The sequence below is a fragment of the Pseudomonas sp. GM102 genome (assembly GCF_000282555.1).
In the GTDB taxonomy this organism is placed as follows: domain Bacteria; phylum Pseudomonadota; class Gammaproteobacteria; order Pseudomonadales; family Pseudomonadaceae; genus Aquipseudomonas.
Genome location: NZ_AKJB01000055.1, coordinates 50,454 through 75,420 on the forward strand (window position 1 = coordinate 50,454; position 24,967 = coordinate 75,420).

Annotated in this window: 22 protein-coding genes and 1 pseudogene; 19 read left to right on the forward strand and 4 right to left on the reverse strand. The window is 49.1% G+C overall.

The annotated features are described in order from the left end of the window. Nucleotides 1-182 precede the first annotated feature (182 nt). The 11 genes from rfbB to PMI18_RS16895 all read left to right on the forward strand — a co-directional run bounded on the left by rfbB (nt 183) and on the right by PMI18_RS16895 (nt 11,550). Nucleotides 183-1,262: a dTDP-glucose 4,6-dehydratase gene (rfbB, locus tag PMI18_RS16925; protein WP_007899757.1), complete on the forward strand. Its 1,080-nt coding sequence runs from the start codon at nt 183-185 to the stop codon at nt 1,260-1,262. Continuing rightward, nucleotides 1,259-2,152 carry a dTDP-4-dehydrorhamnose reductase gene (gene rfbD / locus PMI18_RS16920; protein WP_007899761.1) on the forward strand — a complete coding sequence of 298 codons (894 nt, stop codon included), beginning with the start codon at nt 1,259-1,261 and terminating at the stop codon, nt 2,150-2,152. Before rfbB ends, rfbD begins: the two co-directional genes overlap by 4 nt. Further along, nucleotides 2,149-3,042, forward strand: coding sequence for a glucose-1-phosphate thymidylyltransferase RfbA (gene rfbA / locus PMI18_RS16915; RefSeq protein ID WP_007899764.1), 894 nt, complete (start codon nt 2,149-2,151; stop codon nt 3,040-3,042). The genes rfbD and rfbA overlap by 4 nt, the downstream gene beginning before the upstream one ends. Further along, nucleotides 3,039-4,019, forward strand: coding sequence for a dTDP-4-dehydrorhamnose 3,5-epimerase (gene rfbC / locus PMI18_RS31515; RefSeq protein ID WP_007899767.1), 981 nt, complete (start codon nt 3,039-3,041; stop codon nt 4,017-4,019). Before rfbA ends, rfbC begins: the two co-directional genes overlap by 4 nt. Further along, entirely contained in the window at nt 4,006-4,680 is a 675-nt protein-coding gene (locus tag PMI18_RS16910) for an acetyltransferase (protein ID WP_007899768.1), read from the forward strand. The genes rfbC and PMI18_RS16910 overlap by 14 nt, the downstream gene beginning before the upstream one ends. An 11-nt stretch (nt 4,681-4,691) precedes the next feature. Beyond that, nucleotides 4,692-5,609 carry a hypothetical protein gene (locus tag PMI18_RS16905; protein ID WP_007899769.1) on the forward strand — a complete coding sequence of 306 codons (918 nt, stop codon included), beginning with the start codon at nt 4,692-4,694 and terminating at the stop codon, nt 5,607-5,609. Beyond that, nucleotides 5,603-6,544 carry a GNAT family N-acetyltransferase gene (locus tag PMI18_RS16900; RefSeq protein WP_007899770.1) on the forward strand — a complete coding sequence of 314 codons (942 nt, stop codon included), beginning with the start codon at nt 5,603-5,605 and terminating at the stop codon, nt 6,542-6,544. Before PMI18_RS16905 ends, PMI18_RS16900 begins: the two co-directional genes overlap by 7 nt. After that, nucleotides 6,537-7,637: a DegT/DnrJ/EryC1/StrS family aminotransferase gene (locus PMI18_RS30260; RefSeq protein ID WP_007899772.1), complete on the forward strand. Its 1,101-nt coding sequence runs from the start codon at nt 6,537-6,539 to the stop codon at nt 7,635-7,637. The genes PMI18_RS16900 and PMI18_RS30260 overlap by 8 nt, the downstream gene beginning before the upstream one ends. An 80-nt stretch (nt 7,638-7,717) precedes the next feature. Further along, nucleotides 7,718-8,983, forward strand: a complete 1,266-nt coding sequence (locus PMI18_RS0129505) for an O-antigen translocase (RefSeq protein WP_274517917.1) — start codon at nt 7,718-7,720, stop codon at nt 8,981-8,983. Between the two features lie 273 nt (nt 8,984-9,256). Next, entirely contained in the window at nt 9,257-10,150 is an 894-nt protein-coding gene (locus PMI18_RS30265; RefSeq protein WP_007899774.1) for a glycosyltransferase, read from the forward strand. Between the two features lie 359 nt (nt 10,151-10,509). Next, entirely contained in the window at nt 10,510-11,550 is a 1,041-nt protein-coding gene (locus PMI18_RS16895) for an MraY family glycosyltransferase (RefSeq protein WP_007899777.1), read from the forward strand. A 188-nt stretch (nt 11,551-11,738) separates the two neighbouring features. Here the strand turns inward: PMI18_RS16895 and PMI18_RS31055 are convergent, their stop codons facing one another. Beyond that, nucleotides 11,739-11,924 (reverse strand): hypothetical protein, encoded by a 186-nt coding sequence (locus tag PMI18_RS31055; RefSeq protein ID WP_157221672.1) that lies wholly within the window; start codon nt 11,922-11,924, stop codon nt 11,739-11,741. A gap of 379 nt (nt 11,925-12,303) precedes the next feature. Here PMI18_RS31055 and PMI18_RS16890 point away from each other — a divergent pair, with 379 nt between their 5' ends. The 6 genes and pseudogenes from PMI18_RS16890 to tnpC all read left to right on the forward strand — a co-directional run. After that, entirely contained in the window at nt 12,304-13,218 is a 915-nt protein-coding gene (locus PMI18_RS16890) for a glycosyltransferase (RefSeq protein ID WP_007899781.1), read from the forward strand. Next, nucleotides 13,215-14,342: a hypothetical protein gene (locus PMI18_RS16885; protein WP_007899783.1), complete on the forward strand. Its 1,128-nt coding sequence runs from the start codon at nt 13,215-13,217 to the stop codon at nt 14,340-14,342. Before PMI18_RS16890 ends, PMI18_RS16885 begins: the two co-directional genes overlap by 4 nt. Before the next feature lie 398 nt (nt 14,343-14,740). Beyond that, nucleotides 14,741-15,538, forward strand: coding sequence for a Wzz/FepE/Etk N-terminal domain-containing protein (locus tag PMI18_RS16880; RefSeq protein ID WP_007899786.1), 798 nt, complete (start codon nt 14,741-14,743; stop codon nt 15,536-15,538). Between the two features lie 54 nt (nt 15,539-15,592). Then, on the forward strand, nt 15,593-16,531 hold the full coding sequence (locus PMI18_RS16875; protein ID WP_007899788.1) for an NAD-dependent epimerase/dehydratase family protein: 939 nt from the start codon (nt 15,593-15,595) through the stop codon (nt 16,529-16,531). 261 nt (nt 16,532-16,792) lie between these two features. After that, nucleotides 16,793-18,787 (forward strand): polysaccharide biosynthesis protein, encoded by a 1,995-nt coding sequence (locus tag PMI18_RS16870; RefSeq protein WP_033036328.1) that lies wholly within the window; start codon nt 16,793-16,795, stop codon nt 18,785-18,787. 244 nt (nt 18,788-19,031) lie between these two features. After that, a pseudogene (tnpC, locus tag PMI18_RS16865) lies at nt 19,032-19,643 on the forward strand (IS66 family transposase); the annotation flags it as partial. 237 nt (nt 19,644-19,880) lie between these two features. Here tnpC and PMI18_RS31885 read toward each other — a convergent pair. The 3 genes from PMI18_RS31885 to PMI18_RS16850 are packed head-to-tail and all read right to left on the reverse strand — an operon-like array spanning nt 19,881 to nt 22,645. Continuing rightward, nucleotides 19,881-20,282 carry a GtrA family protein gene (locus PMI18_RS31885; protein ID WP_007899794.1) on the reverse strand — a complete coding sequence of 134 codons (402 nt, stop codon included), beginning with the start codon at nt 20,280-20,282 and terminating at the stop codon, nt 19,881-19,883. Further along, nucleotides 20,233-21,159, reverse strand: coding sequence for a glycosyltransferase family 2 protein (locus tag PMI18_RS16855; RefSeq protein WP_007899796.1), 927 nt, complete (start codon nt 21,157-21,159; stop codon nt 20,233-20,235). Before PMI18_RS16855 ends, PMI18_RS31885 begins: the two co-directional genes overlap by 50 nt. Before the next feature lie 4 nt (nt 21,160-21,163). Next, nucleotides 21,164-22,645 carry a hypothetical protein gene (locus tag PMI18_RS16850; RefSeq protein ID WP_157221674.1) on the reverse strand — a complete coding sequence of 494 codons (1,482 nt, stop codon included), beginning with the start codon at nt 22,643-22,645 and terminating at the stop codon, nt 21,164-21,166. A gap of 980 nt (nt 22,646-23,625) precedes the next feature. Here PMI18_RS16850 and PMI18_RS16845 point away from each other — a divergent pair. Both PMI18_RS16845 and PMI18_RS16840 read left to right on the forward strand, forming a co-directional pair. Further along, nucleotides 23,626-23,946: a ComEA family DNA-binding protein gene (locus PMI18_RS16845; protein WP_007899800.1), complete on the forward strand. Its 321-nt coding sequence runs from the start codon at nt 23,626-23,628 to the stop codon at nt 23,944-23,946. Nucleotides 23,947-24,162: 216 nt separating this feature from the next. Next, a complete protein-coding gene (locus PMI18_RS16840; RefSeq protein ID WP_007899802.1) occupies nt 24,163-24,957 on the forward strand; it encodes an SDR family NAD(P)-dependent oxidoreductase in 795 nt (264 codons plus the stop codon). Nucleotides 24,958-24,967: the final 10 nt, after the last annotated feature.

Here is a 24,967-nt window from a genome sequence, read left to right on the forward strand (position 1 = left end):
TCCATATCCATTAGTAAAACCTTCATTAAGCTGTAAAATGCTGTGCTTGGTCGATAGGGTAGTTCCCGATCGGTTCAGACTGACTCTGTCAGAAGCCGCGGCTGACTTGATGGCTTTTGCATTCATGGATTAGACAGTGCGCGATTGGCGGCCCTGTCAGTAACTTAAGGGTATGGTTTCGCGTGAAAATTCTAGTAACCGGCGGCGCCGGGTTTATCGGCTCGGCAGTCATTCGTCATATCATCTCCAACACTAACGACTCTGTCGTTAACGTCGATAAGCTGACTTATGCCGGTAACCTTGAGTCTCTGGCCGAAGTCAGCCAGAACTCGCGTTACGTGTTCGAGCGCGTCGACATCTGCGACCGTGATCAAGTGGACCGTGTCCTGCGTGAACACCAACCGGATGCCATCATGCACCTGGCCGCAGAGTCCCACGTTGATCGCTCGATCTCAGGTCCGTCCGAATTCATCCAGACCAACATCATCGGTACTTACACCTTGCTGGAAGCTGCACGCCACTATTGGGCGGCACTGGATGATGCACGTAAAGCCAACTTCCGCTTCCACCATATTTCCACCGACGAAGTCTACGGAGACCTCGAAGGTCCGGAAGACCTCTTCACCGAAACCACGCCGTATCAGCCAAGCTCGCCATATTCGGCCAGCAAGGCCAGTTCCGATCACCTGGTTCGCGCCTGGAGTCGTACCTACGGCCTGCCGACGCTGGTGACCAACTGCTCGAACAACTACGGTCCTTGTCATTTCCCTGAGAAGTTGATCCCGCTGATCATTCTCAACGCACTGGAAGGCAAGCCGCTGCCGGTCTACGGCAAAGGCAACCAGGTCCGTGACTGGCTCTACGTCGAAGACCACGCCCGCGCACTGTACAAAGTCGTGACCGAAGGCGTAATCGGCGAGACCTACAACATCGGCGGCCATAACGAAAAGCAAAACATCGAAGTGGTGCATACCCTTTGCGCACTGCTCGATGAACTGCGTCCGGATTCCGCGCATCGCCCCCATGCCAGCCTGATCACCTACGTTCAGGATCGCCCGGGCCACGACCAGCGTTACGCAATCGACGCCAGCAAAATTCAGCGCGAGCTGGGCTGGACGCCGGAAGAAACATTTGAAACCGGTATTCGCAAAACCGTCGAGTGGTACCTGAACAACACTGAATGGGTAGACCATGTGAAAAGTGGTAGCTACAAACAGTGGATCGACCAGAATTACGCGGACCGTTCTTCGAGCAAGGCATGAAGATCCTACTGCTGGGAAAAAATGGTCAGGTAGGCTGGGAATTACAACGCTCCTTGGCGCCGCTCGGTGACTTGATTGCGCTGGATCGTCATATCGTTGACGGTTTGTGTGGCGATTTATCTGACCTGGATGCATTGCGTGCAACGATTCGCCAGGTCAAGCCTGACGTTATCGTCAACGCTGCGGCTTACACGGCTGTCGATAAAGCCGAGACCGAGATCGAACTGGCGGACCGTGTGAACAGTCAGGCCAGTCAAGTCTTGGCTGAGGAAGCCAGTGCCCTGGATGCGTGGTTGATCCATTATTCGACCGACTACGTTTTCAACGGTCAGGGCTCATCGCCTTGGAAGGAGTCAGATTCGGTCGCACCAGTGAATCACTATGGTGCGAGCAAGCTGTCAGGTGAGCGTGCGATTATCGCCTCGGGCTGCAAGCACCTGATTTTCCGCACTAGTTGGGTATACAGCAGTCGCGGGAATAATTTTGCCAAGACCATGCTGCGTCTGGCCAAAGACCGCGAAACCCTGAGCATCGTCGCCGACCAGATCGGGGCGCCGACTGGGGCAGACCTGATTGCCGACGTGACGGCGTTGGCCATTCAGCAAATACTGCAACGTCCGGAACTGGCAGGGTTGTATCACTTGGCCGCCGGAGGCGAAGTGTCATGGTATGGCTATGCCCGCCATGTGATCGAATTTGCGCGGGCCAATGGCGAGCAACTTGCCGTTAACGTAATCAATCCAATCGAAACAGCCGCTTATCCAACACCTGCACGTCGGCCCCTGAATTCGCGTTTGAATACTCAGAAGCTGCGTAAAAGTTTTACTCTACACTTACCGGATTGGCAAAGTGGTGTAACCCGAATGCTTAGGGAAGTTCTGAATAAATGACCATGACAAATCGTAAAGGCATCATCCTCGCTGGTGGCTCGGGCACGCGGTTGCATCCATTGACCCTTGGTGTCTCCAAGCAGATGCTACCGATCTACGACAAGCCGATGATCTTTTATCCGCTATCAGTGCTGATGCTCGCAGGTATGCGAGAGATTCTGATCATTTCCACTCCCGAAGACTTGCCTTGTTTTCGCAAATTGCTGGGTGACGGTAGCCTGTACGGCATTAAGTTGACATATGCGGAGCAACCTAGTCCGGATGGCTTGGCACAGGCTTTCATCATCGGTGAAGAGTTCATCGGCAAAGACCCTTGCTGTCTGATCCTGGGCGACAACATTTTCTACGGCCAGCACTTCTCAGACAACTTGCGTTCCGCAACGTCCCGAAAGGAGGGCGCAACGGTATTCGGTTATCACGTTTCTGATCCTGAGCGATTCGGTGTAGTTGAATTCGATGCCTCGGGACGTGCTTTGAGCATTGAAGAAAAGCCAGTAAAGCCTAAATCCAATTACGCGGTCACCGGACTGTATTTCTACGATAACGATGTGGTTGAAATCGCTAAGAGCATTAAACCTTCAGAGCGGGGTGAACTGGAAATCACCGATGTCAATCGGGCTTATCTGGAGCGCAAGACACTCAGCGTGGAAATGCTTGGGCGCGGTTTCGCCTGGCTCGACACGGGCACACATAACTCCCTCTTGGAAGCCAGCCATTTCGTTCACACCATCGAGCAGCGCCAGGGCCTGAAAGTGGCTTGTCTGGAAGAAATTGCATTCAATAATGGTTGGATATGCCCAGAGCAACTACAAACTCAAGCTGATAAATTAATAAAAACTGGATATGGGCAGTATTTACAAAAAATTCTAGATGAGGGACGTCACTCGTGAGGCTCCTTCAAACTTCTTTGCCTGATGTAGCTGTTCTAGAGCCTGCGATTTATGAGGATTCGCAGGGTTACTCTATGCAAAGTTTTAATGAGCCTGCGTTTCACAAGGCACTTAAAAATGCCGGTTTTCCGGTGCCGCGGCCTCTAATTCAAGATAACCATTTCTGTTCAAAGAAGGGTGTTATCCGAGGCTTGCGTTATCAGCTTCCTCCCCATGCTCAAGGCAATTTGATCAGGGTAGTAAATGGTTCAGGTTATGTTGTGGTCGTCGATGTACGTCGTGATTCTCTGACATTCGGAAAATGGGTTGGCATTGAATTGGATGCTGTTAGTCAGCGCATGTTGTGGGTTCCCGAGGGCTTCGCACACGGCTTCGTTGCATTAGAGGACGATACGCATTTCTTCTATAAGACAACCAATGATTACCATAAAGAATCGGAACGAAACGTCAGGTGGAATGATCCGTGTATAGGTATAGATTGGCCTAAGTTTACGGAAATATCCATTAGCGCAAAAGATGAAGTTGCTCCTCTCTTAAAAAACAGCGAGCCACACTCTGAGTTCCTTCAAGGCACTACTGAGTTAATGGACTTAAAGGTAATCGGTGATGAGCGCGGAAGTTTGATCGCTCTCGAACAAGGCCTAAATATTCCCTTTGCGATAAAGCGGGTTTATTATATATACGATACTCTCTCTGATGTGGGGCGTGGTTTTCACGCGCATCGACGTTTAGAGCAAATGGCAATTTGTGTATCTGGAAGTTGTAAGATAGTAATTGATGATGGGGTCACCAGGCAGCAGATAGGCTTGGATTCAGCGAGTAAAGCCTTGATTATACGCAATATGATATGGCGTGAGATGCATGAGTTTAGTGATGATTGCGTCCTTCTTGTGTTGGCCAGTGAGCCCTATGATGAGTCCGACTATATTCGGGATTATGATCAATTCATTAAGGAGGTGAATTATGGAAAAAAATAAGAAGCTAGTAATCGCTGGCGCAGGCGAGTTAGCTATGATCGCCTATGAATATTTTACGTATGACTCTGCTTACGAAGTTTGTGGGTTCGCCGTTGAGCGAGACTATATCGAAAGCGATACACTTTATGAATTGCCTATCGTCCCCTTTGAGGATATGCAGCAACAATTTCCCCCTTCCGAGTTTGAAGTGTTTGTGGCGATTCCCGCGTCACAACTCAATCGCTTGAGAACGCGTTTGTATCAGAGTGTTAAAGAGAAAGGCTACACCTGTGCCACCTATATCAGTTCTCACGCATTTGTATGGCGGAATGCGAAAATAGGGGAAAATTGTTTTATATTCGAAAATAATACTGTGCAACCTTTTGTTGAGATTGGGAATAACGTAATTCTTTGGAGTGGTAATCACATCGGTCATCGCTCAGTGATTGAGGATAACTGCTTTATTTCTTCGCATGTGGTTGTGTCGGGCTACTGTAGAGTCGGGGAATCTTGTTTTTTAGGGGTGAACTCTACACTTAATGATCATGTGACAGTTGCGCGGGACTGTATTGTGGCTTCTGGTTCGTTAGTGTCGAAAGACCTGAAAGAACCTGAGCGTATTTATTATGGTTCTCCAGCAAAAGAACTACCCAAGAAAAGTTCTCTAAGCGTTAAATTGTAAAGGAAGGCGCCATGAAGTGGAACAAGCTAGGGCATGTCTTTTCTCCGACAGGAACTAATGGCTGGAAAAAAAATTCTGCACTGACGCCTACTCCGATTCTACTGAACGACAATGTAATTCGTGTGTATGCAGGGTTCAGGGATGAAGAGGGTATTAGTAGAATCGGTTACGTGGACGTTGATGCGCAAGACCCTACTAAGGTCCTAAGGGTATCTGATGTTCCAGTTTTGGATCGGGGGCGAGACGGGTGTTTCGATGACAACGGCGTTATTCTGGGTGATATTGTTAGATGTGGTAACGTCCTGCGGATGTACTATGTTGGTTTCCAAATAGTTAAGCGTGCAAAATTTTTAGCATTCACAGGATTGGCGGAAAGCACTGATGGCGGCGATACATTTTTGCGTGTTTCTGAAGTGCCTGTCATGGACAGGGCTGACGCCGGAATAACAATTCGCGCAATCCATTCTGTTCTGTTCGAGGATGGTGTCTGGAAAGTATGGTATGCGGTGGGTAATTCTTGGACATTAATCAATGGCAACCACTATCCTGACTACAATATTTGGTATACAGAATCTGTCGACGGCCGAATATTTAATCAGAAAGAGTTGTTATGTATAGATGTGGAGGGCGATGAGTATCGGATCGGGAGGCCCTCAGTATACAAAGTGAAAGAAAAATATTATATGTTTTATACCAAGGGCGGCACATCGGGTAGTGACTATTTTCCAGGTGTCGCCGTGTCTAGCGACGGAAAGCATTGGGTTCGTCAAGATTCGAACTTTGGTTTGACGCTTTCTGAGAGTGGCTTTGATTCTGTACATCTTTGTTATCCTAGATTAGTCGCTGTAGGAGAGAAAACGTTTTGTTTTTATAATGGAAATAATATGGGGGCGGAGGGGTTCGGTGTGGCGGAGTTGTTGGAATGGTAGTTTGCGAGTTTTATTCAGCTGCAAAAAAAAACGAATGGGATAGTTTTGTTATAGACTCCAAGACCCCTTTGTTTCTATTTAAAAGAGACTTTGTGGAGTACCACTCGGATCGATTTATTGATGCTTCATTGATGGTTTACGAGGAAGAAGTACTGGTTGCTGTTTTGCCGGCATCTCGTAACGAGGATGTTCTGGTCAGCCACGGCGGTTTGACATACGGCGGCTTGATTCTGTCTCAAAAGGTAAAGGCTGAAACTGTTTTAGAAAGCGTTGAAGCTATTATTCTTTTTGCTAGAGTTCACGGGTTTAATAAGATTTTATACAAAGCTACTCCTTATATATTTTCAACTCATGGTGCACAAGAAGACCTGTATTCATTATTCAGAGTCGGAGCTGAGATTGTCCGTAGGGATCTATCGAGCATTATTTGCCTGGATCGGCGATTGAAACTTTCCAAAGGTAGAAAGTGGCTTATTGCTCGAGCAAAAAAAAATAATTTAGTTGTGACGGATTCCAAAAACTGGGGCGAATTTATTGATTTGCTAAGTGGTGTATTAGAGAAGCATGGAGCTGTACCAGTTCACACACCACAAGAACTTGAATTATTGTCATCTCTTTTTCCTGAAAATATAGCTCTTAGAATCGTCAAGTCTGAAGGGAAGTTACTGGCTGCGACCTTGCTCTTTAAATTTGGTACTGTTGTCCATACTCAGTATTTGGCGACAAGCTCCGAAGGTAAAGAGGTGGGGGCATTAGATTATCTTATTGAAACCTGTATTCAAGAGAGTTTAGACGACGGGTTTAAGCATTTTAGTTTCGGGGTGTCTACTGAGAATGGTGGAAAACACATTAATTCCGGTCTACTTGCTCAAAAAGAGAGTTTTGGCGCCCGTGGTATGATAATTGATTTTTATGAGATTAAACTAAATGATTAATTTTCTTGACCTGAAAAAAGTAAATCAGGCCTACGCTGTTGAATTAAAAGAAGCCTGCGCAAGAGTTATTGACTCTGGTTGGTATATCGGTGGTCAAGAGCTATCAAAGTTTGAGCAGGAATTTGCAACCTATTGTGGTGCCCAGCACTGTGTTGGTGTTGCCAATGGTCTGGATGCTTTGAGTTTGACCCTCAGAGCATGGAAGGAAATGGGTAAGCTGGAAAACGGCGACGAAGTTATTGTTCCCGCCAATACTTATATTGCCAGCATTCTGGCAATCACAGAGAATGGCTTAGTGCCAGTTCTCGTTGAGCCTGATGAGCATAGCTTCAATTTATCGCCTCAACTGGTAGAGTGTGCAATAACCAATCGAACTAAAGTCATTCTGGCGGTACACTTGTATGGGCAACTGGCAGAGATGCCGTTACTATGCGCGATGGCAAAAAAATACAATCTATTAGTGCTAGAAGATTCCGCTCAAGCTCACGGTGCCAGTATTAACGGCCGCAAGGCAGGTAGTTGGGGAGATGCTTCAGGGTTCAGCTTTTATCCGGGTAAAAACCTAGGGGCTCTTGGTGATGCAGGGGCTGTCACAACTGACGATTATGAACTGGCGTCTGTTGTTCGTGCACTGGGCAACTATGGAAGTTATAAAAAATATGAAAATCAATATAGGGGCGTGAATAGTCGTTTGGACGAAATTCAAGCGGCAATGTTGAGAGTTAAATTGCGTCATCTGGATCGTGAAATAGGCGTGAGGAAAACGCTGGCTAATCAATATATAGCTAACATTGATAACGCTCTGATTCAGGTTCCGATGCTCACTCTCCAGGAACAACATGTATGGCATTTGTTTGTTGTGCGTAGCGAAAGGCGCGATGAGTTGAAAAGCTATCTGCAAGGCCATGGCATTGAAACATTGATACACTATCCTATCCCGCCACACAAACAAAATGCTTATAAAGCGCTGGCTACGGAACATCATCCTCTAACAGATGCAATACATCGGACAGTATTAAGCTTGCCGTTAAGTCCAGTTACTTCTTCTGCTGAAGTTAGCATGGTGATCGATCGTTTGAATACCTTTTCTTAAAATTTTATGTTTTAGCTGGCTGGGGAATAAGTTAGCTTTAGAAGGGGCTAAAGCTAATATTTTTACAATGCTGCGTTAAAATGGTTTTGATTTTGAATATATTAAGAACTGGTTTGCTAACCTCTATCGCTACCGTTGCTCGATTACTGTCGGGTTTCCTAGTGATGAAGTTTGTAGCGATTTTAGCAGGGCCTGAAGGAGTTGCACAACTCGGCCAGTTTATGAGCCTTACGGCGTTACTGGTTGTATTCTCGGGAGGGGGAGTTGGAGCAGGTGTAGTCAAGTATTTGGCGGAATACCGTGAGAAAAATATCCCTCTGCAAATACTATTAAACTCAGCATTTTGTTTTTCCCTCGCGTCTTCGTTAGTGATGTGCGTAGTAGTGCTCGTTTTTAGCGAGCATTTAACGGTTTGGTTGCTTGGTGATCTCCGCTATAAAAGTCTGATTGTAGTACTGGCGTTTGCACAGATTTTCGTAGCGCTGCATAATTTAATTATCGCAATCGTCAATGGTATGATGGACGTTAAACGTCTTGCCGCGATACACGTAGGAGGAGCGGCTCTTGGGGTTCTTGCCCCATTGGTATTGGGCTATTATTATCAGTTGTACGGTGTGCTTCTGGCCTTTTTATTGGCTCAAGCGAGTCTGTTCTTTGTTAGCTTTATGTTTTATAAGAAAAGTGATTATTTCAACTGGAGTTATTTTTCTCTAGTCTGGGATGTGGAGATGGTTAAGAAGTTATCGCATTATTCAATGATGACCTTGACTTCAGCACTTCTCGCTCCAGCAGTTCAAATTGCTACTCGAAATATTTTAGCTGAAAAATTTTCTTGGGAGCAAGTCGGGTATTGGCAGGCGGTTAGCAAAGTCTCGGAAGCCTATTTGCTGTTTATAACCATGGCGATCAGTGTTTATTATCTTCCTAGGTTGTCCGCAATTACAGATAAAAAATTGTTTGTTTCTGAAATTAGAATTGCTTATCAATACTTGATCCCGCTTGTTGTTGTATCAGCGTTGGGCATATATTTTTTTCGTGATTTCATTACTCAGGTACTGTTTTCTAGCGAGTTTTCGAATGCGCTTTATCTTTACGCTCCGCAGCTGCTCGGCGATGTCATTAAGGTAATGTCCTTCATACTGTCTTTTATAATGCTCGCCAAAGCCATGACGAAATTATTCATATTCTCTGAGGTGTTTTTCAGTTTGACCTATGTGGCCTGGGTGTATTTTTTGACGGAGCACTTCGGACTGATTGGTGCGATGTACGCTTTTGTTGTGAATTATGCGATTTATTTTGTATTCAGTTTTGTGGTTGCTCGTCGGTTTATAGTGAGTATGAGGTGAGGAAGGTCGTTGTGGTGATGGGATTTAGGTCGTAGATTATTGCTCGGCCGGGATAATTGATTTTATGATGATTGCGGGTCATGTATTATTGTAAAGTGGTTTTTAGTAGTGATCATTGTTTGGGCGGTGCTAGCATCTCACAATATGGGGTTTAAAATCATTCTGGTTTTCTGCTCTTGGTATTGGCGAGGCTAATGCCTCAGTCGTTTGAATGCCTGTCGGCAAGGGATGTTAGTGAGCGGTCGGTGATCGAGAAAGGAGGTCTTGTTGGATATGGTTAAAGTTGCTGTACTATTAGCTGCCTATAATGGCGTTAAATGGTTGCCTGCACAGGTTGAATCAATTCTTCAGCAAAAAAATGTTGATGTGAATGTTTTTATTAGTGTCGATTCTTCTAGCGATGCAACAGAGGCATGGGTTAGTGAGCTGGCGTTAAATAATGCTCGGGTCAAAGTTCTTCCTCATGGTGAACATTTTGGTGGGGCAGGTAGAAATTTTTATCGGCTTATCCGTGACGTAGATTTTTCTGAGTTTGATTATATAGCTTTAGCTGATCAAGATGATATTTGGTTAGCCGATAAGTTGAACGTTGCTCACGAGAAAATTTTGGAATCGTGTGCTTCGGGTTATTCCAGTAATGTCACTGCGTTTTGGCCTGATGGGCGGAAGGTCTTACTGGATAAAGCACAGCGGCAACGTAAGTATGATTTTTTGTTCGAGGCGGCAGGGCCTGGATGCAGCTATGTTCTTAAAGTGTCTAATGCGCTTGAGTTCAAGCGATTTGTAATAACGAATTGGTCGCGTGTATGTGAAGTATCTTTGCATGACTGGTTGGTGTATGCCTGGTTTAGGTCAAGTGGCCTGAGTTGGTACATAGACCCGATTTCTCACATGCTCTATCGTCAACATTCAAATAATCAATTCGGCGCCAATACTGGTATTAAGGCTCTCGTGGCCCGTTTGTCTTTATTGCGAAGCGGGTGGTATCGTGGCGAGGTAAGTAAAATTTCAGGTTTATTGGCAGATAGGGTCCAAGGATTACCGGCTTCGTTGCTCAAGCAGGGTAAGATTCCTTCTTCTTTTTTGATTCGCAACTGGGCTAGCTTGCGTCGTCGATTTCGCGATCGAGTTTTTTTGTTGGTGATGGTTGTTCTGGGGATTTATTAGGTAGTTGTGCAATGGTCTGGTTTTTTGGGGCTTTCACCCCTATGCTCTTAGGTTAAGCGGTATTGAGTGTTTGACATTAAGGTTTTTGAATATTGGAAGAGCTATTCCGCTCTTCTTGGCAGAGAGTCAATTATATCTTGATCAAGATATTGGCGTGCAGGCGGATCATTTTGAGTCTTCAGTCGGGCGTTGAAATCTTGAGTAGAATTCTTAGGAATGTATAATCCTATCGAAATCTTTGCGAATCAATGAGGTTTCGCATGTTAATAACTTACGCTCTTGTGCAAACGAGTTCACTTGTATCAGCTGGGGAAGCAGCTGAAAGCTGCTGCGGAGCAATAAATGGAGCATGAAAAATAATGATTCAGTGGCTGTTCCTTCCTTTCGTTATTCTCCTGTCTTTAACGCTGACTGAGCTGCTGAGGCGTTATGCCCTTGCGCGCAGCATTATTGATGTTCCAAATGCTCGAAGTTCTCATTCGGTTCCAACGCCTCGTGGTGGGGGGGTAGCGATTGTTTTGGTTTTTCTCTTGTGCCTGCCGTTTTTGGCATGGATGCAGTTGGTGCCGGTCACTACGTTGGTCGCGGTAGGCGGAGCTGGAGCATTGATCGCAGTGATCGGATTTATTGATGATCATGGCCATGTCGCCGCTAGATGGCGCTTGTTAGGGCATTTCGCTGCCGCTGCTTGGGCATTATTTTGGCTGGGTGGTTTACCTGCGATCGTCATTTTCGGGTTGACTATTGACCTGGGATGGTTTGGGTACGTTCTATCTGCGCTTTACTTGGTATGGATGCTAAATTTATACAATTTTATGGATGGAATCGATGGCATCGCCAGTATCGAAACTATCTGCGTATGTACGGGGGCCTGTTTGCTTTATCAGGTAAGCGGTTTTGATAGCATGGTTTGGCTTCCCCTTGCACTCGCTGGCGCTACTGCAGGTTTTTTGTTTTGGAATTTCCCTCCAGCGCGAATTTTTATGGGCGATGCCGGGAGCGGGTTTTTAGGGGTTGTGTTGGGAGTGATTTCCATTAATTCTGCCTGGGCTTCTTCACAGTTGTTTTGGGCAATGTTGATTTTGCTTGGCGTGTTCGTCGTGGATGCCACTTTTACTTTAATGCGTCGTTGTATGCGTGGTGACAAAGTCTATGAGGCGCATCGCAGTCATGCCTATCAGTTTGCGTCGCGACGCTTTGGTAAGCATTTACCGGTAATACTGGCGGTAGCGGCTATCAATGCGTTTTGGCTGCTCCCAATTGCCCTAAGTGTGGTTTTACTAGGGGTGGACGGTATGTTTGGTCTGATTTTGGCCTACTTTCCTTTAATAATTCTGGCGGTGAAATTTCACGCTGGTGAAATGGAAAATGCCGACGGCCTCGGTGGTGGTAAGATTTAACGAATTGATAAGATAAGTTGTTGTCGACAAACATGGAATGCGTCATGTGGATATAGTGATGCGGCTAGGTGAAGGTTGTCGAAAATTTTCGGGCATTATTGCTAGCATCAACGGCTTGTTCAAAAACAATTCTGGTGAGCTATTGCTTGGGCTGTCGCGCCGTAAAAAGCGACAGCTTCAAGTTTTAATCAATGTCGTATTCGTGTAACTGCATCATCAATTTGCGAGCGTCCAAGGACTCCGGCGCCTTGCAGGCGTTCGATGATTCGGCGGGTCAATGCAGCCGATTCATCGACCCTCTGATGATCAGGATTGACATTCATGACGCCTCTGTTTTCAAGAAAGTAGCGCTTCGAACCCTCAATCAACGCCACCTACGGTTCCTGTACTGGCATAGCCACAAATACGATTGCTGTCTGCCATTGCGGTCTCGATCCAGCTGTAGGCTGGGGATCTAATCCGTGTAACCGTGATCCTTGGCACTGACCTCAAGTACTCCTGCAAGGTTGTCAACACGGAAAACCAAACCATGAAGGGAGACTCGCAAGGCACCGCAGAACGACTAAAAGATCAGCTTTGCGCAGCCCTCAGAGCGGCAAAAGGCGCGCGCATAAGAAGCTTGGGTGGACTGAACCTGATGCAGGCAATTGTTTCAAAGGGGGGGCTTCGGTTGACTCTCTGCATGCCATAGTATATAAATTGCGATTATTCAATTAGGCCTTATTTCGGTCGCAACAATGTCCGGAGGACGTATTGGTACCTTTAGTATCCTACATCGTACCTGCTTACAATCATGATCAATACGTTCAATGCTGCCTTGATAGTATTTTAGCCGATGTTTATGGCAATAAAGAAATTGTTATTATTGATGATGGATCTACCGATAATACCGCGAAGGTGATCGAACAATGGCTTTCACGCCACGCCGAGAGCATAAACGTTATCTATAAGAGTCGCCCAAACAAAGGTGTAACGGCGACTATAAATGAGCTTACAAGTTTGGCAAACGGCGATTTTCTCAGGTTGGGCGCCAGTGATGATTATTTCTTGTCGGGAGGCAGTCAAAAGCTGGTCGACTATTTGCTAAATTGCCCGGATAAGTTGGCTGTCATTGGTGACTCCATCGTTGTCGACGAGCATGGCAAAGTGATTCACGACAGCGGCATGACCGGCTTGCACCGGGCGAACAAGCAAAGATACCTTTCGGAGAAAGGCATTATCGCGTCGGTTATTAGCGACTGGGCTGTTGCGGGCCCTGTCCCGATGGTGCGTAAAGCATTCGTTACTGGCGGTGAAGGCTGGGACGAGGGGTTGCGGATTGATGATTGGGATTTTTTTCTCCGGATCGCGGCACAAGGTGGGCTGGGCTTTATCGATGAGCGCGTATGTGCATACCGAGTACACAGCACCAATACCTGCCGAACTCCCGACGTCGCGTCTAGAATCAGGAATCTCGAAGAGTCCGGAAAAGTAGCAAAACGGCACATCGCAAAATTCCACGGCCCTTATAAAAAATTGCTTCAAGCACAGTGTTACTTGGTCGACGCAAAGGTAGCATTTTTAAAGCACCAGTGGCTCAAGACGTCATTTTATATGGCAGGATATTTTGCATTTAGCATTGCGGGGGAGTTGCAAAGAATGAGCAACTCTAAAAAGGGCGACGTGTGAAAGATTTCCATCGGTCTCCCTCGATATTTTTCTCATTGCCCTTGCTGGGCAGCTGCATTATTGCGCTGCTTACATTTGAACTGCCTCAAGGTTACGGCGTCGGTATTTCGATTTTGATGGTGGTCGCCGCCTTGGCGATAGTGTTCGATTCGATACTAGGTATTCGTTTGCCCGCGCGCCGCGCACTACAACTAGTGCCCTTTGATCGCTCGCCCGAATGCTATTGGGTGAAGGTGTTGGCTTGGTCGGTGCTGGTGGCCTGCATCCTCGACTTGACCTTGTTTCCATTGCCATTACTCAATCCGGAGATCTATGCCAACTTCGACGGAGGTCGATCGCATGTTCGACATATCTCGAATATGTGCTGGGTACTTCCCATTGTAGGATTGCTTTGCTACCCAGACAAACGCATCAGAGTTTTTTTTATTGCTATAGGACTGGCATTTCCTGTTCTGGTACTGGATCGAAACCGGCTTTTTGCCTCGGTGTATGGATTGGCCGTAACCATGGTCTTTTTCTCCAAGCGGCAAATTCCCTGGAAAACCCTGATTGTCAGCTTGCTAGGGGCGCTGCTTCTTTTTGCTAAATTGGGGCAGTTTCGTTCGGGACGCCTTGATTGGGTGGCATTACCTTTCAGCGAATTCTACGTAGCGGCTTCATCCGGGTTTAAATGGATTTTACTCTACATTGGTGCGGGGATTTACAACTTTAGTTCAATAATGGCCAAAGGTTACATCGATTCAGATTTCTTGATTAATCAATTGGTCCCCCAAGCAGGCGGAGTAGAAACCTTAGGGTCTACTATCCCATTTGATGAGCCTGTCATTAACGTTGGAACTGAATACTTTCCCTTCCTGATGGCGTGGGGGCCTGTGGGGGCGGTGGGTGCGGCATTGTTTTTGTACCTGTCACTAGTCGCCTCCGTTTATTTCTTCTGGAAGCGCCCGAATATAATCTCGTTCTTGATATTTTTGCGCATCAGTTACTGTTGTGTGATGGCAGGCTTCGCTCCTCAAGCTTACACTTGGACCAATCTGGGCTTCATTGCGTTGTGTCTGCTCATGCAAATATTTACATACCGGGTACCCTTAATAGCACTATCGAAATATGACAGAAAAAGCTAAGCCTGAGTCTGCTTTATGCGGCGGCTGCGACAACTGTACTCACACGCACCTGTATTTCAGTACAATACATCCCGAATTTATTTGTGACAGCAGTGGCGCAGTATTCTCCTGTACCTTGGCGTTATCGAGGTGGAGGTCGCATCGAATGGTGGTAGGTCAATACGACTCCACGTATTTGCGCAAAAATTTAGCGGAACCCGGCCCCTCTTTATATGGTTTTAGATGATCGCTTCTGGTTGTCCGACAGCTGGGCTCGCTTGCTCTTGCAGATGTGCAATTTATCCGCGAGCTTATGCTGGGTTTGCGTTTCCTGTGTCTTCTCAACGGCCTTGGGAAGGGGGGCGGATTATCGAGTTCGGACCAGATAGCCTAATTTCAACTTACGCGAGTGATGCTTTATGCACGACCCTGAAGTGAAAAATGATGTGGAAGCTTTTACATTTGTGTCATTGCTGAAGTTTTTGACACAAGGCTGGAAGTTTATCACTGCCGGCGCTGTTTTCGGCTTACTGGGAGCTACCGCCTATTTATGGGTTACCCCATTAGAGTACGAAGCCTCTGCGATAATAAGAATGGCTGAAAATCGTGGGTTGGAAGGTGACGGCCCGCCGATTACAAACCAGATCGAGTCTGCAACTTCAGTCATCGCGCGGCTGAACAGCCCTGCCGCTTATTCAGGCGAAGTCCTGCGTGAGTGTGGCCTTGACGATGTGCCAGAGGCTAAACAGCGGATGACTAGGCTGGCTCGGTACACCGCCGAAGGTCAGCCGGCTTTCCTTATGGTCAACGTCCGAGCTCGAGGTGCGGAGCTAGCTTCAAAATGCGCCGAAGGTATCTTCGAGATGGTTCGTCAGCAACAGGATGTCTTGAGCCAACCCGGCCGGGAACGTCTTTCGCAAATGGTTGCTGATCTTCGTAAATCGAGACAAGCTCATTTAGACGCGCTAGGGGGCGGGGGTGGGGTGGCAGAGGGAATGGCCGTCTACCTCGCGCACCGAGATGCCATCAACAAAATCGAAGCCGTATTGCGCAAGTACGAATACGCATTGGGTTACGTGCCCACGCAGTTGATTTCTGTTTATCCTACTCCTGAAGCTGTATTCCCGCGGCAAACCCCAGTGATTCTTCTGGGGCTTATCACCGGGTTGCTGGTAGGACTTTTGGCGGCTTGCCTGAGGCGCGTTGGCAAAAGCTGAAAGCATGGCTCCAGTCGCAGGGCTGGCGCATGACGGTTTAGCTAAGGAGGATGCATGAAGATATTTGTGACGGGGGCCTCCGGGTTCATTGGCCGTAACTTGTGCGAGCAACTTTTGGCTGAGAGGCATGAAGTGGTAGCGCTGCATCGTAGTCCTCCGGAAATCGCTTGCGGCGAAGTAGTGCTTGGAGAGCTTGACGACATCGGAGCCTGGTCAGACCGACTGGAAACAGTTGATTGTGTCATTCATCTGGCGGGGCGGGCACATGTGAAAAATGCCAATGAGCCAAACCCGCTGGAAGCGTTTCGGAAAGTCAATCGAGATGCATGCATTCGACTAGCTGAGGCCTGCTTGTTACATGGTGTACAGCGGTTTGTTTTCATTAGCTCCATCGGTGTGAACGGAAATGAAACACGCGAGAAGGCATTCACTGAGCTGTCACCAGTAGCCCCCCACGCTCCTTATGCGATTGCCAAGCACGAAGCTGAGGTGGGGCTGACTTCTCTTTTTAAAGACACGCCTACCGAACTGGTGATTATTCGCCCGCCGCTGGTATACGGGGCTCGCGCACCGGGGAATTTTCGGCGTCTATTGAAACTGGTCGCCAGCGGCGCGCCGATGCCGTTCGCTGGGGTAGCCAACAGGCGCAGTGTTATCAGCGTTGAGAGCCTTTGTAATTTCATCTTGCTCGCTGCACAACATCCGAAGGCGGCGGGGGAATTGTTCCTGGTCGCTGATGAGCCAGCAATATCCACTGCTGCTATGGTGCGAGCACTGGCGCGAGGGATGGGCAAGCGAAGTATACAGTTGCCTGTTCCGCCAGTATTGCTGAAGACATTGTTCTCACTGGTAGGTAAGCAAGCACTCTACCAGCAGCTTTGCTGTTCACTGGAGGTGGACAGCTCCAATGCCCAGCGAACGTTGGGCTGGATTCCCGAACGTAACGTCGAGGCAAACCTTCGGAAAGAGAGCGCCAGTTACCGAGGTTTGTAGCCTTGAAATCGGCGGGGTTATGAGCGCTTACAGTAAATCTGTTTTTTAGCTGCTCGTCCTGAGCGCCGGAACCGGCCTATCGCACGCTCAGATTGTCCGTCGCAACGTCCGCCACGATTAACCCACAATAGACTAATGGGTCGTACAAACCCGTCAGGAGATCCTATACGTCGTTTTTTCCTGTTACGACGATGCTTACCTACGTACAATGGACTTCAACGAGTTCAAGCAAGGGAGTAGGGCACTTTGGGGCAAGGCTATATGGATAGGCTGAGGATGTTTTTGCTGGGGCTTCCGCGTCGGCAGAAGCGGTTAATCCAAGTGTTCACGGACGTTATTCTCGTTTGGGTTGCACTGTGGATGGCGTTCGTTGTGCGTTTGGGGATTGATGAGATGATCAATCCTTTCAAAATTCCTATATGGCTATTCGTCTTTGCGCCGGTTGTCGCGATTCCCTTGTTCATACGGTTCGGCATGTACCGAGCCGTAATGCGGTATTTTGGTAACGATGCCCTTGTTGCCATCATTAAAGCGGTCAGCCTTTCCTCGCTGATCCTGGCTTTGATGGTCTACTGGTACAGCAATCACGAGACGGTTGTTCCCCGGTCTGTCATTTTCAACTACTGGTGGTTGAGCCTCGTCATCATCGGCGGTCTGCGCCTATGCATGCGCCAGTATTTCATGGGCGACTGGTTCACAGCTGCCCAGCACGTTCCTTTCACAAACCGTGAGGACGGTTTGACAAAGGTCGCTATCTACGGCGCGGGCGTAGCGGGCAACCAACTGGTAGCAGCATTGCGTATGGGCCGTGTCATGCGACCGGTCGCATTCATCGATGACGACTCCAGCATTGCCGATCGCTCCATTTCCGGCTTGCACGTCTACAAACCCAAACACATCCAGCAGATGATCGATGTCACTGGTGCCCAAGAGATCCTTCTTGCGCTGCCGTCTTCGACCCGCGCTCGACGCCGGGAAATTCTCAATGTGCTGGAAGGGTTTCCGCTTCACGTGCGTAGCGTCCCCAACTTTACCGATTTGGCCAGCGGCCGCGTGAAGGTTGAAGATATTCGGGAAGTCGATATCGCCGACTTGCTAGGTCGCGACTCGGTGCCTGCGCAGCCTGAGTTGCTGGAACGCTGTATCCGCGGCAAAACGGTCATGGTAACGGGCGCTGGCGGCTCGATCGGGTCCGAACTGTGCCGACAGATTTTCGCCCTGGGACCCGCTACGCTGCTGCTGTTCGAACACAGTGAATTTAATCTCTACAGTATCCTGTCCGAACTCGAGCAGCGCAGTTCTCGAGAGTCGTCTGCGATTCAGCTGTTGCCGATTCTTGGGTCCATTCGTCATAAAGACAAGCTTCTGGATGTGATGAAAACCTGGCGTGTCGACACGGTCTACCACGCTGCCGCCTACAAGCATGTGCCGATGGTCGAGCACAATATTGCTGAAGGCGTGCTGAATAACGTAATTGGAACGCTCAACACGGCTCAAGCGGCACTACAGACGGGTGTGTCCAATTTCGTGCTGATATCGACCGACAAAGCGGTCCGTCCAACAAACGTAATGGGCAGCACCAAGCGTCTCGCCGAGTTGACATTGCAAGCGCTGAGTCGTGAGATTGCCCCCGTATTGTTTGGCGATAAGATGAACGTTTCGCACGTCAACAAAACACGTTTCACGATGGTTCGTTTCGGCAATGTCCTCGGCTCGTCGGGTTCCGTCATCCCGCTATTCCATAGCCAGATCAAATCGGGCGGACCGCTAACGGTTACCCATCCTAAAATCACCCGCTATTTCATGACCATTCCTGAAGCAGCGCAACTGGTGATCCAGGCAGGCTCCATGGGGCAGGGTGGCGATGTGTTCGTGCTGGACATGGGCGAGCCGGTGAAGATCGTTGAACTTGCGGAGAAAATGATCCATTTGTCTGGATTGAGTATTCGTTCGGACAAGAACCCGCACGGCGACATTTCTATCGAGTTCACTGGGTTGCGTCCAGGCGAAAAACTGTACGAAGAGCTACTGATTGGCGAAAACGTATCGGCTACCCAGCACCCGATGATTATGAGCGCGAACGAAGATCACCTCGCCTGGGATGTCCTGAAAGGTCGTTTGACTGACTTGTTAGCGGCAGTTGATCGAGACGACTACTCACGTGTTCGCCAACTTCTGCGCGAAGCAGTCAGCGGCTACACCCCTGATGGCGAAATCGTCGACTGGATCTACCAGCAACGTCGCCTAGAGCCCTGATTGTTTCACATCTCGGTGGAGGAGTTTTGGAAGTGAAGGGAATCAAGAAAGCGATTCTCTGGATAGGCGTCGCGAATAAAATCGTGGTGAACTAAGCTAGTAGCTCAACATCAGGGCCGGTCATTGACCGGCCTTTTTGCATGGTGCGCCAGGCATGGCGCGTTGCGCGCAAGCGCAACCAGCTTGGCTGTGGTGGCCTCGCGGGTGACTTGGAGGTGAAAGTCCTCTGCACACCCGGCAAGGGGGTTATAACGCCTTGGGTGCACAATCCGGTGTCGAGCGTTTAGGCTGTTGGGCACATGCGCGACGCAAGTTTGTCGAGGCGCAAAAGGTGCAGCCTAAGGGCAAAACCGGGCGTGCGGATATCGCCCTGAATCTGATCAACAAGCTGTACGGTATCGAACGAGATTTAAAAGAAGTCGGCGATGAACATCGCCATGAAAGCCGACAGCAAAACAGCCTGCCGGTGTTGGCGCAGTTGCACACCTGGCTGGAGAAAACCCAGCCACAAGTGACGGCGCAAAATGCACTGGGCAAAGCCATCAGCTACCTGGCCAGCAACTGGATCAAGTTGGTGCGCTACACCGAAGCCGGTTACTTGCCGATCGACAACAATGCGGCCGAGCGGGCGATCCGGCCCTTCGTGATCGGGCGCAAGAACTGGCTGTTCAGCGACACGCCCAAAGGTGCGATGGCCAGCGCTCAACTTTACAGCCTGGTCGAGACGGCTAAAGCCAACGGCCAAGAGCCCTATGCGTGGCTGCGCCACGCACTTGAGCGCCTGCCACAAGCCTCGAGCGTAGAAGACTTCGAGGCCTTGCTGCCGTGGAACTGCACGTCGCAAATTTCAAGATAGCCGTAGATCCGCACCTTTAAAATGTGGGGTTCATGGAGCGCTTGAACCGCCGTATACGGATCCGTACGTACGTTGGTGTGAGAGGGCGGGGCTGTAAAGCCGCCTCCTACTCGATTCTGGTGGTGACGGTGCCGCCCCCTTTGCATCCTTGAAGCACTTGGGTTTGGCTCATTGAGGTCGTTCAGTACCCAAGCCCAGCGTGCCAGCCAGAGCAGTGGTGTTTTTCACCGCGCCACGCTATTTCACAATGAACCGAGCAAGTAGGAAGGTGATCGGTAGGGTGATAACCACGACTAGGAGCGGAGCTAGGGTGACGGGGATAGAGAGCTGTTCAACAGCGATGTATATCAGGCATAAACCACTTAGGTATTGAACGATGTAAACAAGCGGGAACGAGAGAAGCTTTTTCAGGGAGAGGGGCTCGTTGAAGACGTAGCGCGCATTGAGAACGTACGAAATTACGATACTTAAGGCATACGAAAGAGAATAGGCATATGTGTATACCATCACTTGAATAAACACTAGATAGAAAATATATCCAGCGCCAGTATTGATGCAACCAACGATAAGAAATTTAATGAATTCAAAATTAAAGAATTTCTTCTTCAATAACTGCATGAGGGTGTCTGTTGACCTCATCAAATATCCTCCAAATATATTCGCTCATTACACCAAGCATTACTATGATCAGACCCAACAGGAAGGAGACGAGGGTGGCCAGTGTCGCAAACCCAGGCACCTCAACCTTGCCAAACAGAGCGCTCAGCACCACAACGGTGCCATAAGCGAAGCTACCCAGCGACACTATCAGGCCTATTGCCGAAATCAGCCTGACCGGAGCGAAGGAAAACGAAAAAATGGAGTCGATAAGCAGTTTCCATTTTTTTCCGAAAGTCCACCTGGATTTTCCATGCTCACGAGCCACACGAACGTAAGGTATTTTTTCGGGGGTGAACCCTAGCCAAAATGGGAATAGAGGGAAGTTAATATGCTTGCCACTGTCTTTAAGATAGGGCAGAAGCTGGGCGTCCATGAGAGCGAGGTCAAAACCATTTTTCGGATAGCTTGCCATCACGAACTTGCGCAAGAGCTTGTAATACACCGCTGAAAATATTTTTGACCCCAATGGATCTTGTCGATCTGTGCGCTCACAGATAATGTACTTGGTACCGTTTTTCCAGCGGCTAACCATTTCCGGGATAAGCTCTGGCGGATCCTGAAGGTCGGCGGCCAAGAACAGAAAGCAATCCCCAGTGATGTAATTGAGGCCAGTTTTTACCGCGCTGATGGCTCCGAAATTACGACTTAGTTTGATCACTTTGCTGCCCGGGCGCGCAATCACAAACTGTCTGAGCAAATTCAGTGAGTTGTCTTGGGAGCCATCGTCGACGAAAATGAGCTCCAGCAGCATGTCTTGTTGATTAAGTAGTTGCTCTATGTAAAGAAGCTTGCTGAATAGATCCGGCAAGGAGCCTTCGTTAAAATAGACAGGTACCACAATGGATAGCGTTTTCATCGGATCATACTTCCTGTGTCGATGTGCGCACGGGTGAACTGGACGGTTGGCGCAGTAATGTAAGCAGGCTAATGAAGCAGAGCAACGTCACAGCGAGAAAAACACCATACATCTGGTGAGAGATCCATGGGCCGGAATACATGTAGAGCATCTGGTCCGGGAATGCCTGGAAGTTACCTGTCCAAGGGCCGACATTTATACTCAGCCAGAACCTGGACAGGATCAGTGCCATGCCGGCGACGGCATAGGTAAACCACCAGTCGACCTTGCGCTCATCGCCCAACTGGTTCAGTGCCTGGCACGTCAGCATTGCAAGAGCCGGCCAGGCATTGAGGAACTGACGTGATTCGGAGCCGATGGACAGGAAGGCAAACAAGGCGATGAAGACACTGAGACCCAGGCCTTCGGCTTTTGCCTGCGCAGCGATACGCGGCCAAAGCAAGATGGCGATCATGTAAAACGGACCATAGTGCATAGCGTGCGCAACGACGTTGATTAACGGGTTTGACAAGGATGCCTGTGTAAACAGGCCTAGATAGCTAGTGATTGTGAGTGGTCCAGGCGTCCGGTCGGAAAAGTGAAAGACAATTGCTTTGACCGATACGTACAGGAGGATGCCCACTACCACTGGAGCCACCTTGATGTACTTGGATGCTCGCAGATAGGCGGGCACGTCGATCATCGGCTTCAGCGCTAAGTAAATGTAGGTAATAAACAGAATTATGCTGAGTGGAAGAATCTCTTTCTTGAAAACGGTTGTGCCTAAGGATTGTCGTAGGCCATTGGCATATAGGTAGGCGGCAAGCGCAATCAGGGAGATGGCAACCAGCAATGCCAACAGGTGGCTATGCAGAGAGGGCGGGCGGTTGGCGACGCTGGCCCTGCCTAGCATGATCATCGGTAGCGCGCCGTAAAGCATCGTGGGCCATACAAAGCAGCAGAGGAAGCTGAGCACTACCAAAAGGGCGAAGCGATTTTTGATGTAGGCATAGAAAATACCCAGGCCTAGGACGTAACCGGAAATATCTGTCAGAGTTGGGTTATAGGATAGGTTGGTGAGTACCGGGTAATTGAAAAAAAGTGCGCTGAAGCCCAGGAAGTAAATAGGCATTCGCCATTGATAGTGTCGGCCGATCAGGATGAGTAATCCGGCTGCAATGACAAGTAGGCCGACATTGAATAAGTAGAAGGCGTGAATCACTCGAGGGGTCGAAGTTATATCGTAGCCTAGTAATTTCGTGGTGTTGTGAATAATGATGGAGGGAAGTAGACGGCCGATATAATACTCGGACACTGTGTGACTGTTGAGTATCTCTATTGAATCGCGTTGCGCCCAATCAGCATAGGCACTGCCGTCCCAGCCTAGACCATCGTTGTGCTGAATTCTTTCGCCGTGATTGAAATTAAAAGAGAGCCAGAGCACCATGAACAGGACCCCCACGCAGCCCATTATTGCATGGCGGTCAATACCAGATAACTTATTCATTTCGATGTATTTTTCTTGTGGTGCACAGCCTGAAGGCCGCGATTACGAAGTTTATCCACCAATAGAGGAGGCGTGTATTGTGCTCATTGGGTATTTCGTGCAGTTTTGGATATCATGTGGATATAGCCCTCCATTCACTGAATGTTTTTAACGGCTCAATGCATTTTTCAAGAACTGATAACATTATCAGAAAGGGTATAGCTTAATCAAGTGAGGTAGTGGCCAGCGTTGTATCTTGAATAAATCTTTGAGAAATTAGCTGTGCTACTTCGGTCATGCCACTCTCGGCCGCAAACAGATGAGCTCACAAGAGAGAGTTGGCCTAGGCCTCTCTGGTCTTCTGCCGACCCAGCACCATCTCTTTCGCAAGAGCAATTTCACTGCTACGCCTCTCTCTTTCACGCATGAATTCCCGCCGAATTCTGATCTTGTGTCCTTCCTCACAAAATCAATGAAAACTAACCGCGCTTAAGGCCGCGATTTTGTGACTGTCTGTTTGGGTTGAGCGCAGAGCCGCTGAAGTTATCGACTAATTATGCGGCGTCTTAGGCGCCTTCGACAGGAAGGAAGATTTCATCAATCTGACGCTTATGATGCTGATGGCTCGGGAGTGCTGCAGCTTTGCTCAACAGTTTCCCTGCCACTTTCATGGAGGCCAGCGCCGCAATGCCTTAGGTGGTCAATCAGAGACAGGGGTGGTGATTGACCGGTTTTTTTAAAATACACCAAGCATGGTGCGTCGTGCGCAAGAGCCAGTGAGCCACGCGCCCTCGCGCGTCCAGCTCCTGTGTGAAAACCATCAGCGGTTATAGCCCTGATGGCGAAATCGTCGACTGGATTTGCCAACAACGCCGCCTTGAACCTTGATTGTTTCACATCCTGCAACAGACACACTTTTGACAGCTCCAGCACATCGCCTAAGTTTGGAAGGCAGCTTCGGAAAAGCTGCTTCTTTCAATCGATGTCATGGAGCTTCATCTATGCGTACTGGCTATTTCTACTCTCTGGTTTTTGCCCTGCTCACCAGCGCCTCTATTGCGGCCATTGCTGCGCCAACGGCTGCGCCAGAGGCTGCCAAGGCACCCTTGATGCTGGACGTTGCCGCCAAGGTCGATCTTAATGGGGCTGATGCGCCGACTCTGCAGCGCGAGTTGTCCGGGATTGGTGAGGCCAAGGCCAAGGCTATTGTTGCGTATCGTGAGAGTAATGGGCCGTTTTCGTCCGTCGACGAATTGCTGGAAGTGAAGGGGATTGGCAAAGCCATTCTGGACAAGAATCGCGAGAAGCTGGAAGTGAACTAAGCTTGTAAATCCACACCAAGAGGCCGGTCATTGACCGGCCTTTTTGCATATTGCCGCAGAGGGTGATCTGACGCCTTTCATCGGAAGACAAAAAATTATGGTTATCATATGGCGCTTAAATTATGCCTATAATAAATTCATCATTCGTTGATGCGCCCTGACTTCCGGGCGCTCGCCTTCCTCAAGCATCCTCAAGCATCCTCCAGGAGCATTGTCATGAATTCTGTCCAGACCCAAGGTACGGCCCTCGTCACCGGTGCTTCTTCCGGCATCGGTGCGGTTTACGCGGAGCGGTTGGCAGCGCGTGGTTTTGATTTGTTGCTGGTGGCCCGTGATCAAGAACGGCTGGAAGCTGCGGCGAGTAAGTTGCGCGCTGCGCATGGTGTTCAGGTGGAGGTACTGAAGGCGGATCTGACGCAAAAGGATGATGTGTTGAAGCTTGAGCAGCGTCTGCGCAGCGATTCAAGTATCAGCCTGCTGCTGAACAACGCCGGTGTCGCGGCGGATGGTTTGCTCGCCAACGCGGATATGGATCAGCTGGAGCGGTTGATTCAGCTGAATGTTACTACGGTGACGCGCTTGGCCTCGGCGGCGGCGGCCAGTTTTACCAAGGCTGGTCGCGGGACGATCATCAATATCGCATCGGTGGTGGCGTTGTTTCCTGAGCGGTTCAATGCGACGTACAGCGCGAGCAAGGCTTATGTGTTGAGTCTGACTCAGTCGTTGAACGCCGAACTGCAGGGTACCGGGGTTCAGGTTCAAGCGGTGTTGCCGGGTGTAACACGCACCGAGATTTTGGAGCGCTCCGGTATCGATGCGTCCCAGATTCCGGCGGACATGATCATGGAAGCGGGGGAGATGGTCGACGCGGCATTGTCGGGGCTGGATCAGGGGGAGTTGATCACCATTCCTTCGTTACCGAATGCCTCCGAGTGGGAGACCTTTATGGCGGCGCGTCATGCGATGGCGCCGAATCTGTCTAGAAGCACGGCCGCCCCGCGTTACAAGTGAGGCACCATGA